Raw genomic sequence first — 12,937 nt, forward strand, 5'->3', positions numbered from 1 at the left:
TCTGGTACAGTATGCCGATCCCGAGCAGTTCGCGGCGTTCGCCGACGAACTGCTCGAGCGCTCAGCCAAAACAGCCATCACAATCGAGGTGTCAACTGAAGCTACCAGAGGCGAACTCTAGACGACTTTGGGACGGGACCCGTTAGTTGCGGAAACGCCGCCGATCATCCCTATATTTGCCGCTCCGATCCCTACTGATTGTAGCAGTTTTCTTCTCTGCATAATGAATTGATATATAACTCATCATTTAAAAACTTCTATTTTATATAGAGCCGATATAGTATAACTGCAAAAATAACCAAATAATACCATCACATTTCTCGAATAGGACACGTCGACAGGCACCGACGTCCCCAAAGAGCAGATCCTCAAGAGTGGGTTCTCGGACTCGACGCGGTAACGATCCTCGAGAATCGAAACGGCTCCGTCGTCGGTTACTGAATCCGATAGCTCACCGCGATCCCCTCGCCGAGCGGCAGGAGGATTGTCTCGAAGTCGGGGTCATCGCTGACACGCTCGAGGTAGTCGGCGATCCCCTGCGTGTGCTCGTTCAGGTCGTCTGGACTGCCGCCTTCGGCCAGTTCCAGTAGTTTCTCGAACTCGATTGGACCCGCGGTGATCGCGTTGTCCGCGACGACGACGCCGCCGACCGGCACCTGCTGTCGAACGGCCTCGAACGCGTCGGCGTAGCGGTGTTTCTGGTGGTCGATCAACACCACGTCGAAGGGGCCGTCGTCGGTCTCGATCGTTTCCATGGCGTCCCCCAGTTCGTACCGGGCGAGGTCGTCGTACCCGCCCCGGGGCATGTACTCGCGGGCCAGCTTGAGTTCGTCCTCGTCGACCTCGGTGAGCACGATTTCGCCGTCGTCGGGGAGCGCCTCGGCCATCCAGTACGCCGAGTAGCCATAGCCCGACCCGAACTCGAAGATCCGCTCGGCGTCGCTCATCCGGGCGACAAAGCGGAGGAACGCGCCGACCTCGGGACCGACGTGGGGAAACCCCTCCGCCTCGGCGAACTCGTCCATCTCGCGCAGCGTCTCGTCGGGGGACGGTCCGACCGCACGAACGAAACGCGTGATCTCGTCTGAGAGAACGTCGACCATATCCGAACCTACGGCGGCACGCATATCAAAGTCGGCGTCGGCCGATCGGGTTCCGACGATCACTTGGAACACGTTCCGCTCATCGAACGACGACGCGACGCCGCCGAACCCGCTGGGCTTTTCACGACTGCGGACCGATTCGAGAGCGAGAATCAGTGACCGCCATCGCAACGGCGCTCGCGGGTATCGTCTTCGGCATCGCCCTCGCCGCGCCACCGGGACCGATGAACGCCATCATCGCCGAGGAGAGCGTCGTCCGCGGCTGGAACGCGGGCTTTCGGGCGGGGCTCGGTGCGATGCTCGCGGACGTCGTCTTCTTCGTGCTCGCGCTGGCCGGCGTCGTCGCCGTAATCGACCGCTATCCCGCCGTTCGTCCCGTCCTCTACCTCGTCGGCGGACTGCTCATGCTGTACTTCGCCGTCGGTGCCGTCGAAGAAGCGCGGGCCGCCACGTCGTTTACCGACGGCTCTCGCGGCGCTTCGAAGGGGTTTCGCAAAACGTTCGCCCTCTCGCTGACCAACCCCTACCAGATCGGGTTCTGGCTCACGGTCGGCGTCGGCCTGCTCGAGGCGGGAACCCTCGACGTGCTTTCGTATGTCCCCGGTGCGGGCGGGGCGCTCGAGGGGGCACTGATCGTCCAGACCGGGTCGCCGTCGCTGCTGCTCGGCTTCTTCGGCGGCATCGCGGTCTGGATCGTCGCCTACCCCGCAGCGCTGGTCGCGGCGGGCCGCCGCGTCGACGCCTTCGCTCCCACCGTCGCGGCGCTGAGCGCCGCCGTGTTGGCCGGGTTCGGGCTGCTCTTTCTGGCCGTCGGAACGCTCCGATTCGTCTGACCAGGAGTTCACGAAGGAGATCCCGCGGTGGGAACGACGGCTCGGTTGCAGTTTCGGTTTCGGTTCAGTCTCGGCTTCGATCTCCGCCTTGGTCCTCGTTTCCGGGATCCGCGTCCTTCGACGCCGAATCAATATCTCCGCTTTCCGTGTTCTCCGACGCCGAATCGGCGTCCGCTCGGTTCGCGTCCGCGTCGTCGCCCGCCGTCGCCTCACCGTCACGCACAGTATCGGAATCGAGCCACGAACTCGAGTCGTCACCGCCCGACCCCCACGCCGACTCGCTCGAGTGGGATCGCTCGTCGCCCTCGACCCGCTCGTCCAGATCGTCCCAGATGGGCGGCCCCTCCCAGACCGGGCTGTCCTCGGCCGGCCGCTCGAGCGATGCTGCGTCGCTGTTTTCGGTATCGACGCCTCGAGCGGACCCGACGGCACCCCAGTCGGCCGTCTCCCGCTGGCCGTGATCGGCGGAGCGTTCTGCGCTGGTCGTCGAACCGCCGTCGGAGCGGACCGCCGCGCGCTGGTCCGGGATGAGATCGAGCGCCTCGTCGGTGTCCCCGAGGAGCAACAGCGCGTAGTAGCGGACGTAGCTTCGGAGCGGCGTCTCGAACACCGCGATAACGTACTGATAGGCCAGATACGCGAGGAGAAACAGGCCGATGGAAACGACCGCGAGGCTGGAATGGATCTGTCCGAGCAGGACGGTTACGAGGACGAACAGGATGAGGCCGAAGATGCTGACGACGAAACTGACGATCGCGAACATCATCCAGAACGCGAACCCGAGCGACCAGGCGACTAGGAGGTACGCGAGCAGTCCGCTCCAGTTCGAGACCAGCACGGGTGCGAACCGTCGCCACGCGCCGATCGGGCCGCGGTCCTGGTGGAGCATGATCGGGACGACGAACGCCGTCGTCAGCGTGTAGACCGCGAGCCAGCCGACGAACACGCCGAGTCCGGAGAGAACGAGAGCGGCGGCCGCTTCGGACGACAGTTCGGCCGGGTCGGTGACGTCGCCCAGGACGAACGCGGCCGCGACGAGGAGTCCGATTGCGACGATCAGTCCGATCCACAGGACCGCCCGGAACAACAGCAGCCACAGGGCGCGGCCGAGGTTCGCGCGGGCGTACCGACGGAGGTGGATCGCTTCGGAGCGCAACGACTCGACGAAGATGAACTCGAGAACCGCGGCGAGGTATCTGAAGACACCGTAGACGGCGAGCCCCGCTGCGCCGATGAGCAGGACGACCAGCAGCGCGTCCGGATCGTCGAGAAGGGGTCCTATCGCCTCGAACGGGATGTTGAAAAAGTACGTCGGGAGACCGATGCCGCCGATGAAGAACACGATCAGTGCGACTTTTAGCCAGCCGCCAACGCCCAGTGAACCGAGATAACGTTTCGTCACCGCGAGAGAATCAGTCAGGGTATCGATCGCATACATATTACTGATGAAACGATAGTCCATTGATAAGTAGTTTTGTATACGATTCGACCCCCGAGACTTACGCGACGCGACCGACAGCGGCTGCCACGTCGATCCTGACGGATGTATGCACAGCTATCAGCGAATCGGGGACGGTCACCAGCGGATCGGAGAGCGGGAAGCGACTCGAACGAACGCGTGGCGACACTACGAGAACGAAACAGCTACTCCTCTCGGTAACTGAGAGCACCGCCGAAAATAGCGCCGCGGGTTGGGTTGGATTACCCCATCGCCGCGATTTCGTCCTCGAGCCACTCGCGGAACCACTTCACCCGTTTCAGGCGCTGATGAGCGATGCCTTCGGCGGTGTCGCTCTGGACCCGCGAGGCGGCGTCGTAGCCGCGCTCGAGCACGCGCTCGACCATCTCGTCGGAGTCCATGTGCGTTCGGGCTTCGTACCCCATCCGTAACAGCATGAGGGCGGTACCGTTGGCGCCGACCTTGTCGAGCAGGTCGGCCTCGATGAGACACTGGGTTTCGAGGGCGAGATCGGTCAGGTCGCCCTGGTAGGAGTGGTGTTCGATCGCGCGACACACCTGTTCGATGAACGATTCGGGGTACTCCGCGCGGGAGGACAGGTACTCGCGGGCGACGCGAGCGCCGGCCTCGGCGTGGAGTTCCTGATCGGTCTCGAGTTTCGCGACGTCGTGAAAGAGCGCGGCGACACGGGTGACGTCGGCGTCTGCGCCCTCTTTCCGGGCGATTTCTTCGGCGAGTTCGACCACGTTGAGGATGTGGTTGTGCCGGTACTCGGCGGAATGCCAGGGGTACCAGCGCATCCGTCCACCCTCCTCTTCTTTCTCGACGCTAGCCGAGAGATACTCGAAGACGAACCCTTTCATCTCCTCGAACTCGGCGTCGGTCACCCTGGTCTCTTTTATCTCGACGCCCACGAAAGATCCCTCCGCAGTAAACGAACGATAGTCATTAGCTGAATGTTAGGTCGTTTCGCTCTTTAGCCTTTGGTTCAGATCAGTTCCGTTTCGGTGTGATACTCACGGAGGCCGAACCGATCCTGGACGGGGTAATGATCGACGGACGATGGTCGTTTCGACCCAGTGTACGGGGCCTCCGACCGATTTCATCCGCCCACTCGTAACTCGAGCGGACCCCACCGATTCAATCGTTCGATGACTCGAGGTCACGAACCGGCCGCCGAACTCCCCTGAATTTCCGTTAAAGTCAAACAGGCGGCCGGGGAAAGGGGAGTATGAGCAGCGAACAGGAACAGGAGTCGATTCGGTGTCTCGTCGCCAAAGTCGGACTCGACGGCCACGACCGCGGGGCACACGTCATCGCGCGGGCGTTCCGCGACGCCGGCTTCGAAGTCATCTACTCCGGACTGCACAAAGCACCCGAAGAAATCGTCCAGGCTGCCGTCCAGGAGGACGTCGACGTCCTCGGCATCTCCATCCTCTCGGGGGCCCACGATACGCTCGTCCCGAAGATCATGGACGGACTCGAGGAGTACGGCGCGAAAGACGACACGCTCGTCCTCGTCGGCGGCGTCATTCCAGACGAGGACCGCGACGAACTCATGGACGAAGGCGTCTCGGCGGTCTTCGGCCCCGGCACGTCGATCGAGGAGACGATCGAGTTCGTCCGCGAGAACGCACCCGAGCGATGAACGCCGACGACGAAGCCCTCCTCGAGGACCTGCTCGCGGGCGAACACCGCGCGCTGGCTCGAGTCATCTCGAAGATCGAGAACCGCTCGCCCGGCTACCGGGATCTCGTCTCGGCGCTGTACGCCCACACCGGCGACGCCGACGTCGTGGGGATCACGGGGAGTCCCGGCGCGGGGAAGTCGACGCTGGTCGACAAACTCGCTGAGACCTACCGCGATCGGGGCGAGACGGTCGGGGTCATCGCGATCGATCCCTCCTCGCCGTTTACCGGCGGGGCCGTCCTCGGCGACCGGATCCGGATGGCCTCGACGGTCGGCGATATGGACGTTTTCGTCCGGTCGATGAGCGCCCGCGGCACGCTCGGCGGCCTCTCGACCGCGACCGCGGACGCCGTCAAGGCGATGGACGCCTTCGGCAAGGACAAGATTATCATCGAGACCGTCGGCGCCGGCCAGAACGAGATCGATATCGTCCGCACCGCGGACACGGTCGCCGTGCTCGTCCCGCCCGGCTCGGGCGACGACATCCAGACGCTGAAAGCCGGTATCCTCGAGATCGCGGACGTCTTCGTGGTCAACAAGGCCGACCGCGACGGGGCCGATCGGACCGTCCAGGAACTCCAGGAGATGATCCACCTCGGGGACGGCGGCGGCCTCAGCGGCAGTGGCGGTGGCGGCCACCACAGCCAGGAAGTCATCGACGCCCACGACGACTGGGACGGCGAGACCGAGGACGCGGACGAGGAATCCGGCTGGAAACCGCCGATCGTCGAGACCGTCGCCACGAAGGGCACCGGCGTCGAGACGTTCATCGACGAACTCGCGGCCCATCGAACGTACCTCGTCGATTCCGGCACGCACGCACAACAGGTCCGCCAGCGCTACGCCGAAGAGATTCGGACGCTCCTGCGCGAGGACGTCCACGGCATGCTCGAGGACGAACTCGAGGCCGCCGGCGGAATCGACGACCTCGCGGACGACGTTCGTCGAGGGGAGACCGATCCCTACTCCATCGCCACCGAGTTGCTGGAACCGATCGAAGCCTGCGTCGGCGAACTCGAGGTCGACCGCGAGCGCGACGACTGAGTCCGACCGGTCCGGCCTCGGGGCGCAAGCGCGCAACTAGCAGTTTCTGAATGCCAACCGGAGGTCTAAGGCCGTCGACGCCATACGGACGGCTATGAAAGCCCGGACAGTCCTCGGTGCAGCGGTCGGAACCGTCGGCGCAGCCGTCCTCGGTAATCGGTTCCTGAAAAAGCGTGCGAGCGAGTTCGACAACCCGCTCGTCGGCATCGAGCGGACGTATCGCTGGCGCGGCATCGAGACGACCTACACCGTCGCCGGCAATCCGAACGATCCGGACATGCTCTTGCTCCACGGCATTCACGCGGGAGCGAGCAGCCACGAGTTCGAACCGGTCGTCGAGCGACTGGCCGAGGACTACCACGTGTACGCCGTCGATCTCCCCGGGTTCGGCCGCTCGGAACGGCCGCCGCTGGTCTACTCGGCGACTCTCTACGCCGAGTTCATCCGCGATTTCGCGACCGATGTCACGGACGAGCCGGTCGTCGTCGCCTCGTCGCTGACCGGTTCCTTCGCCGTCGAGGCCGCCGACGAGGCTGATATCGGGGAACTTCTCCTGATCTGTCCGACCGACGAAACGACTGACGAACGGCCGTGGGTTCGGACCCTCCTTCGGACGCCCGTCGTCGGCACGACGCTGTTCAACCTGCTCGCGAGCAAACCCTCGCTGCGGTACTTCTATCAGCGGGACGGCTACTACGACGCCGATCGGATCGACGACGCCGAGGTCGAGTACGCCTGGCGGAGCGCCCACCAGCCCGGCGCTCGCTACGCGCCCGCCTCGTTCAGCGCCGGGTCGCTCGATCCCGACTTCGATCTCCAGACGGAACTGGCCGCCCTCGAGACGCCGACCACGCTCGTCTGGGGCAGGGACGCCGAACTCGTTCCGCTGCGCGACGGCCGGAGCCTCGCCGAGGCCGCAGACGTCGATCTCGTCGTCATCGATTACGCGACGCAGTTGCCCCACGCCGAACATCCGGACAAGTTCGTCGAGTACCTGACCGCGGAACTGTTACACGCCGACACCAACGCGGACGACTGATACGGGCTCCAGTACGTCAGTGCCGGTGTACCGCACCCACGGCCGCCGTGGTTTATCGGTCACTCGACATAACGGCCCGTATGCGTTGTACCGAGCTGCGTACTGGTCGTCTGCGTTCGCTACCTCGAGTCCGGCGATCCCGTAACGACGACCGGGATGTCCGATTTGAGCATGAGTTGTTGCGTGACGCTTCCGAAGGCGTGTTCGCCGACCGGGGATTGCTTTCGTCCGCCGAGGACGATCGTTTGTACGCCTCGCCCGTGAGCTTCCCGCCAAATCGTCTCGGCCGGCTCGAATCGGCGATCGACGACATCGACGTCGATACCTCGATCGTCGAGATACCGGAATGCGGTTCTGACCGAATCGACGAACTGTTTCGACGGAGTTTGTTGCTTGACCGCTTCAGGGATCTCTTCGAGCGTGTCCGATTCGAACACGAAGAGGATCGTTGCGGCGACGGACTCCTCGGCGTTCGGCAGCGAGGCAACCCACTGTGCCTGGCTCAACGCTCGTCGTTCGTCGAGGTCGACGGGGACCAGCAGTTCGTACATTTACTGGACCGTATCAGCGGACTGGTAATTATCGCTCGCCGAAACCCACCCAGTAAGAATGATGTCGTGACTCTATCCACCCTTATAGAGCCAACCGAGACAAATTATATACCGATTGGACAGCTGTCCCCCGGTCAGAGAACCGGTACCACTCAGTAGCTACTTCACTCTTGGTTCGCGGCCTCGAGTCGGAACTGGACGTTCCCGAACTCCAATCGGGACAACCACTATTCCGGCCGACCGGTAGCTCGGGCGTCTTTGCCGTCGTCCGGATTCGAACGACAGTTCGGCACGTTTCGTCCGTCGGTGACGGACGTGGCCGAATATTTATATGTTGACCATTCGTTCTCGTACGATACGATGACCGAAGATGTAACGACGGTCCACTGGAGACCCGTCTTTCTCGCTCTCGGAACGGTTGCGATCCTGCTCTACGGCATCGCTTTCGAGACCCTGCTTCTCGCCGTCATCGCGGTCGTGTTGCTGTTGATTCTCAACGTTCTCTATCGGATCGAGGCGGCCGTCTCCGACGAGCAGTGAGTCGCGTTTCCAACGCCGCGCAGTACGAGCGTTTGCACCTGAACCGTCTGCTGGCGACCGGAAAACACCATCAAAAACCGAATCGCTCGAGGCCTTAGACCGGCCTGAATCCGAGCACGCGCTCGCCCGTCGTCTCTGAGACCGTGATCTCGATCTCGACCTCGAGACCGTTCTCGACGGTTTCGGGATCGACGCCGACGACCTGGCCCGTGATTCGCACGGGACCGAAGTTCGCGATCGCCGTCGCGTACGGCGCGTCCTCCTCGAAGGCCGGCGTCGGAACGTGGGTGACGGTGAACGTCTGAATCTCGCCCGTCTCCGGAAGCGGGGCCTCCTCGAGGTCGGTCTCGCCGCAGTCGGGGCAGACCCGTCGCGGCGGCAGCGATCCGTGTCCGTTCGGACACTCGAGGTAGTACGCGTCGTCCTCGGCTGCGGCGTCGATCCAGTCGTCGAACCCGGCGTCTTGGGTTCGGGTTTCGGCTTCGGACTCGGCGTCGGTGTTGTCGCTCATTAGTGATCCACCTCCAGAACGTGTACCGTTGCACTGGCGACGGTGCCACCCGCGTTGTGGGCGACGCCGGTCGTCGCGTCGTCGACGAACGTGCTGTTGGGATGGTCCCCGGAGAGCAGTTTGGCGACCTCGGCGATCTGAGAGGCACCGGTCGCACCCACCGGATGCCCCTTGGCTTTCAGGCCGCCGGAGAGGTTGATCGGCAACTCGCCGTCTGCGGTTGTCCGTCCCTCCCGGGCCGCCGAAATCCCTTCCCCGACCGGGAAGAGGTCGAGCGATTCGATCGCGAGCACTTCGGCGATCGTAAAGCAGTCGTGGACCTCCGCGAGGTCGACGTCGGCCGCGTCGACGCCGGCGTCGGCGTAGGCCTCGTCACCCGCTTCGCGGGCCGCGGGCGAGCGGGCGAGGTACTCCCGGTCGTGGAGGGCCATGCGATCGCCGCCCTGGCCGGTTCCGGTGATCGAAACCGGGGCCTCGAGGCCGTGTTCCTCGGCGTACTCGTCGCTCGTCAGCACGACCGCGGCGGCACCATCGGAGATCGGACAGGAGTCGTACAGTCCGAGCGGGCTGGAAACCTGCGGGGCCTCGAGGACGTCGCTGACCTCGATCGCGCTCTGGTACTGGGCCTTGTCGTTGTTCAGCGCGTTCTCGTGGTTTTTGACGGCGACGTTGGCCAGATCCTCGTGTTCGCCGCCGTACTCCTCGAAGTAGGCCTGGGCCATCAGCGCGTAGGCACCCGGGAACGTCATTCCGGCGCGCACCTCCCAGAGGTCGTCTGCGGCGATGGCGAGCGCTTCCGTCGCGCCCGCGGTGCCGAGATTGGTCATCCGCTCTGCGCCGCCGACGAGGATCACGTCGGCCTCGCCGTTGCGGATTCGAAAAACCGCGTCGCGGACGGCCGTGCCGCTCGAGGCGCACGCGGACTCGTACCGAGTCGCCGGTGCCCGGACGCCCGCGGCTTCGGCCATCAGGGGGCCGTGGTGGCCCTGATGTTCCGACAGTTCACCCATGAAGTTCCCGTAGAGAAGCGCCTCCACGTCGTCTCGAGAAACGCCGCTGTCCTCGAAGGCTGCGATGCTCGCTTCTGCGAAGAGATCCCGACTCGTCCGCTCGGGGGTGTTCCCGAACGGAGTCAGACCGACACCTGCGACACGCACGTTACTCATACGCACGTCTAGTAGGTCATCCCGTTAATACTCCGCGGTTACTGTCGAAACACCTTCACGAACCGGACTGTACGTGCGGCGAGACCGTTCTCGGAAATGAACGACGGTTACCATCGGGTTTATGAGCAAAACGGTTACCATCGGGTTTATGAGCAAAACATACACAGGGGCAACCATGGCAACAGCTTCGATCGATTTCGATCTCCTGGCGGAACTGACCGAGACGAGCGGCGTCCCCGGCTACGAGGACCGCGTTCGCGACCTCGTCATCGACGAGTTCGAGGACAGCGTCGACCGCATCCGAACCGATGCGATGGGTAACGTCGTCGGGACTCTCGACGGAGACTCGGAGTACTCCATCGCCGTCGCGGCGCACATGGACGAAATCGGCTTCATGGTCAGCCACGTCACGGGCGACGAGGACGGCTTCGGTTTCGTCGAACTCGACGCGCTCGGTGGTTGGGACGCTCGCGTCCTCAAGGCCCAGCGCGTAACCATCCACACCGACGACGGCGACCTGCCGGGCGTCATCGGCTCGCCGCCGCCACACACCCTGAGCGAGGAGGAGCGCGAGAAGACGCCGAAAGTCGAGGACGTCGCCGTCGATACCGGCCTCCCCTACGAGGACCTCGAGGAGCAGGTCTCGCCCGGCGACCTCGTAACGATGGACCAGACCACCGAACGCGTCGGCGAGACGGTCACCGGGAAGGCCCTCGACGACCGCGTTTGCCTGTTCGCGATGCTCGAGGCCGCCCGCCGGCTCGAGGAGCCCGACGTGACGGTGCACTTCTGTGCCACGGTCCAGGAAGAGGTGGGCCTGCGCGGCGCTCGCGCGCTCGGCGTGGACGTCGATCCGGACCTCGCGATCGCTCTCGACGTCACCGTCGCCAACGACGTACCCGGCTTCGATGCCGGCGAGCGCGTTACCGAACTCGGCGAGGGAACGGCGATCAAGCTCAAAGACGGGAGCGTGATCACGAACCCGAAGGTCCACAAACGGCTGCAGGCCGTCGCCGAGGACGAAGACATCGACTACCAGCACGAGATCCTTCCGGCCGGCGGCACCGACACCGCCGGCTTCCAGTTCTCGGCCGGCGCGAAGCCCGTCGGCGCGATCTCGATCCCGACGCGGTATCTCCACACCGTCACCGAGACGGCCCACGTCGACGACATCGCGGCGACGACCGACCTGCTCGAGGCGTTCCTCGCGAGCGAGACCGGCGACCGGGAGTATACGCTCTAGAAGGGCGACGATAGCTGCGACGGCGATAACGACGGCGACGATAGCTGCGACGGCGAAAACAGGTACGACAACGGCGGCGACGGTGACACGAACCCGACGGTCACGGCATCTCGTGAACCGTCAATTCGATCTCTCGTTTCCGCCCTTCGATGTCCGCGACCAGGCGTTCGACGACCGCCTCCGCCTCGTCGAGGAGTTTCGGCTCGACTTTCTTGACGACCCAATCAAGCGACACGAACCGGGGCAACGAGAGCGCGTTCTCGTCGGCCGAGTGGGGATCGTACACCGCCTCGAAGTAAATCCGACTCGCCGTCTCCACGTCCGCGGGTGCCGACTCGGGTTCGGCCTCGACGCGCCATTCGCCCCGAGCGTCGAGGTTGTTGACCAGGTGCCACTCGAGGGAGTTCGGCGGGGTGATACCCGTTACCTGCGAGCGGGCGGTGTAGCTGAGTTTCCACCAGGCCAACTCGAGGTCGTAGACGGAGCCCGCATCGCCGTCGCCGTGCACTCGAACCTCCTTGAGGTGGTCCGTATACCGCGGATAGTCGGTAAACGACCGCACGTACGGAAAGACCTCCTCGGGGGAGCGGTAGGCGAGCGTACTGAGAAGGATTTTGTCCACGAGTCTGGCCGTGCCTACGGTCGGACCGAAAGTAAGGATTGCCATCGGAGCGACGGACACGGCTGGACGCGGCCCCGCGACCCCGCGATCAGGTGATCGAGCTATCGCCGATATCGATCAGCCGCCCGCGTGGCCGCTCGGACGCGAGTAGGAACCTTTGATAGTCGGTGCGGGTAAGGACGACCCATGCGAGACGTCTGTATTGTCGGCGGCGGCGTCGCCGGACTCGCCGCATCGATCTTCACCGCACGCGCGGGACTGGATACCCTCGTAGTCGACGGCGGAGAATCCATCCTCGCGCGCAACGCCAGCCTCGAGAACTACCCCGGATTTCCGAACGGGATCGACGCCCGCCGGTACCTGCAACTGTCGCGCGAGCAGGCCCGAAACGCGGGCGCCACATTCGAACTCGGCCGCGTCACGAGCGTCGAGCCGATCGACAGCGCGATTCCGTCGGAATCGCGAGACGCCGGCGAGACCGTCGGAAAGACGGATCTCGAGGACGGATTCGTCCTGGAAACCGAAGGCGGGGACCCGCTTGAGGCGCGACGCGTGATCGCGGCGTCGTGGTCCGACAGCGAGTACCTCGTCCCGTTAGACGTGGGCCGCACCCAGCGCGGGAGCAAACACTATGTCGCGGTCGACGATGCGGGACGGACGGCCGTCGACGGCGTGTACGCCGCGGGCCGAATCGCGAACGAGCCACACCAGACGATCGTCGCGGCCGGCCACGGCGCGAAGGTCGGCCTCGCGGTCGTCCACGACTCGGACGCCAACTTCTATCACGACTGGGTCGTCCCCGAGGGCTACTTCACCGGCCGCGGTCGCGAGGTGCCGCCGGGCTGTGAGGAGATCACCGAGGAGGAGCGACGCGAGCGCGACGAGCGGGCCCGGAAACGGATGCTCGAGGCGTTCGAGGAACCGCTCGAGGAGCGGCCGACGATGCATCCGAGCGTCGAGCGCGACGAGGACTGATACGGTTTATACTGTTGGACTGAACGACGTGAAGCCGATTACCGACCCCGTCCCTGGTGATCGGCGGTACATAGTTACAGCGTATGTGTTTACCCCGAGGTCTCGACAGCCGGCACAGCGTGAGCCCGTGAGATCATCTCATTGCTGCTGACGACTCGGCGA

At 64.2% G+C, this 12,937-nt stretch carries 14 protein-coding genes; 7 read left to right on the forward strand and 7 right to left on the reverse strand.

Features of this window, described 5'->3' with window-relative positions; translation table 11 throughout:
• Nucleotides 1-434: 434 nt before the first annotated feature.
• Nucleotides 435-1,103, reverse strand: a complete 669-nt coding sequence (locus GS429_RS14710; RefSeq protein ID WP_160066118.1) for an O-methyltransferase — start codon at nt 1,101-1,103, stop codon at nt 435-437.
• A gap of 155 nt (nt 1,104-1,258) precedes the next feature.
• Here GS429_RS14710 and GS429_RS14715 point away from each other — a divergent pair, with 155 nt between their 5' ends.
• Entirely contained in the window at nt 1,259-1,936 is a 678-nt protein-coding gene (locus GS429_RS14715) for a LysE family translocator (protein WP_328821415.1), read from the forward strand.
• A gap of 64 nt (nt 1,937-2,000) precedes the next feature.
• Here GS429_RS14715 and GS429_RS14720 read toward each other — a convergent pair whose 3' ends face one another.
• Together GS429_RS14720 and GS429_RS14725 are read right to left on the reverse strand one after the other, a co-directional pair.
• Complete coding sequence (locus GS429_RS14720; protein WP_160066119.1) at nt 2,001-3,374, reverse strand: DUF7544 domain-containing protein; 1,374 nt, start codon at nt 3,372-3,374, stop codon at nt 2,001-2,003.
• 263 nt (nt 3,375-3,637) lie between these two features.
• Nucleotides 3,638-4,309 (reverse strand): HD domain-containing protein, encoded by a 672-nt coding sequence (locus GS429_RS14725; protein WP_328821416.1) that lies wholly within the window; start codon nt 4,307-4,309, stop codon nt 3,638-3,640.
• A gap of 317 nt (nt 4,310-4,626) precedes the next feature.
• Here GS429_RS14725 and GS429_RS14730 point away from each other — a divergent pair, with 317 nt between their 5' ends.
• The 3 genes from GS429_RS14730 (at nt 4,627) to GS429_RS14740 (ending at nt 7,167) form a co-directional block, all read left to right on the forward strand.
• The gene (locus GS429_RS14730) at nt 4,627-5,043 is read left to right on the forward strand and encodes a cobalamin B12-binding domain-containing protein (protein ID WP_160066120.1); all 417 of its coding nucleotides are present in this window, start codon (nt 4,627-4,629) and stop codon (nt 5,041-5,043) included.
• Nucleotides 5,040-6,128, forward strand: coding sequence for a methylmalonyl Co-A mutase-associated GTPase MeaB (gene meaB, locus GS429_RS14735; protein ID WP_160066121.1), 1,089 nt, complete (start codon nt 5,040-5,042; stop codon nt 6,126-6,128). Before GS429_RS14730 ends, meaB begins: the two co-directional genes overlap by 4 nt.
• A gap of 94 nt (nt 6,129-6,222) precedes the next feature.
• Nucleotides 6,223-7,167, forward strand: a complete 945-nt coding sequence (locus GS429_RS14740) for an alpha/beta fold hydrolase (protein WP_160066122.1) — start codon at nt 6,223-6,225, stop codon at nt 7,165-7,167.
• A 119-nt stretch (nt 7,168-7,286) separates the two neighbouring features.
• Here the strand turns inward: GS429_RS14740 and GS429_RS14745 are convergent, their stop codons facing one another.
• The gene (locus GS429_RS14745; RefSeq protein WP_160066123.1) at nt 7,287-7,718 is read right to left on the reverse strand and encodes a universal stress protein; all 432 of its coding nucleotides are present in this window, start codon (nt 7,716-7,718) and stop codon (nt 7,287-7,289) included.
• 360 nt (nt 7,719-8,078) lie between these two features.
• On the opposite strand from GS429_RS14745, the gene GS429_RS14750 reads away from it, so the two are divergent.
• The gene (locus GS429_RS14750) at nt 8,079-8,258 is read left to right on the forward strand and encodes a hypothetical protein (protein ID WP_160066124.1); all 180 of its coding nucleotides are present in this window, start codon (nt 8,079-8,081) and stop codon (nt 8,256-8,258) included.
• A 94-nt stretch (nt 8,259-8,352) separates the two neighbouring features.
• Here GS429_RS14750 and GS429_RS14755 read toward each other — a convergent pair whose 3' ends face one another.
• Both GS429_RS14755 and GS429_RS14760 read right to left on the reverse strand, forming a co-directional pair.
• A complete protein-coding gene (locus tag GS429_RS14755; RefSeq protein ID WP_160066125.1) occupies nt 8,353-8,769 on the reverse strand; it encodes a Zn-ribbon domain-containing OB-fold protein in 417 nt (138 codons plus the stop codon).
• The gene (locus GS429_RS14760) at nt 8,769-9,935 is read right to left on the reverse strand and encodes a thiolase domain-containing protein (protein ID WP_160066126.1); all 1,167 of its coding nucleotides are present in this window, start codon (nt 9,933-9,935) and stop codon (nt 8,769-8,771) included. The genes GS429_RS14755 and GS429_RS14760 overlap by 1 nt, the downstream gene beginning before the upstream one ends.
• A 175-nt stretch (nt 9,936-10,110) precedes the next feature.
• Here GS429_RS14760 and GS429_RS14765 point away from each other — a divergent pair, with 175 nt between their 5' ends.
• Complete coding sequence (locus tag GS429_RS14765) at nt 10,111-11,178, forward strand: M42 family metallopeptidase (RefSeq protein WP_160066127.1); 1,068 nt, start codon at nt 10,111-10,113, stop codon at nt 11,176-11,178.
• 100 nt (nt 11,179-11,278) lie between these two features.
• On the opposite strand, the gene GS429_RS14770 is transcribed toward GS429_RS14765, so the two are convergent.
• Complete coding sequence (locus tag GS429_RS14770; protein ID WP_328821417.1) at nt 11,279-11,800, reverse strand: SRPBCC family protein; 522 nt, start codon at nt 11,798-11,800, stop codon at nt 11,279-11,281.
• Nucleotides 11,801-11,986: 186 nt separating this feature from the next.
• Here GS429_RS14770 and GS429_RS14775 point away from each other — a divergent pair, with 186 nt between their 5' ends.
• Nucleotides 11,987-12,775: an NAD(P)/FAD-dependent oxidoreductase gene (locus GS429_RS14775; protein WP_160066129.1), complete on the forward strand. Its 789-nt coding sequence runs from the start codon at nt 11,987-11,989 to the stop codon at nt 12,773-12,775.
• The last annotated feature ends 162 nt before the right edge of the window (nt 12,776-12,937 follow it).

Origin of the sequence: Natronorubrum halalkaliphilum, from assembly GCF_009834785.1 — an archaeon.
Classification (GTDB): Archaea; Halobacteriota; Halobacteria; order Halobacteriales; family Natrialbaceae; genus Natronorubrum; species Natronorubrum halalkaliphilum.

Excerpts from the sequence above, each read along its gene's own strand:
- meaB (WP_160066121.1), top strand. The coding sequence starts at position 5,040 with ATGAACGCCGACGACGAAGCCCTCCTCGAGGACCTGCTCGCGGGCGAA.
- GS429_RS14765 (WP_160066127.1), top strand. The coding sequence starts at position 10,111 with ATGGCAACAGCTTCGATCGATTTCGATCTCCTGGCGGAACTGACCGAG.
- GS429_RS14740 (WP_160066122.1), top strand. The coding sequence starts at position 6,223 with ATGAAAGCCCGGACAGTCCTCGGTGCAGCGGTCGGAACCGTCGGCGCA.
- GS429_RS14720 (WP_160066119.1), bottom strand. The coding sequence starts at position 3,374 with ATGTATGCGATCGATACCCTGACTGATTCTCTCGCGGTGACGAAACGT.
- GS429_RS14775 (WP_160066129.1), top strand. The coding sequence starts at position 11,987 with ATGCGAGACGTCTGTATTGTCGGCGGCGGCGTCGCCGGACTCGCCGCA.
- GS429_RS14730 (WP_160066120.1), top strand. The coding sequence starts at position 4,627 with ATGAGCAGCGAACAGGAACAGGAGTCGATTCGGTGTCTCGTCGCCAAA.
- GS429_RS14710 (WP_160066118.1), bottom strand. The coding sequence starts at position 1,103 with ATGGTCGACGTTCTCTCAGACGAGATCACGCGTTTCGTTCGTGCGGTC.
- GS429_RS14760 (WP_160066126.1), bottom strand. The coding sequence starts at position 9,935 with ATGAGTAACGTGCGTGTCGCAGGTGTCGGTCTGACTCCGTTCGGGAAC.
- GS429_RS14750 (WP_160066124.1), top strand. The coding sequence starts at position 8,079 with ATGACCGAAGATGTAACGACGGTCCACTGGAGACCCGTCTTTCTCGCT.
- GS429_RS14745 (WP_160066123.1), bottom strand. The coding sequence starts at position 7,718 with ATGTACGAACTGCTGGTCCCCGTCGACCTCGACGAACGACGAGCGTTG.
- GS429_RS14755 (WP_160066125.1), bottom strand. The coding sequence starts at position 8,769 with ATGAGCGACAACACCGACGCCGAGTCCGAAGCCGAAACCCGAACCCAA.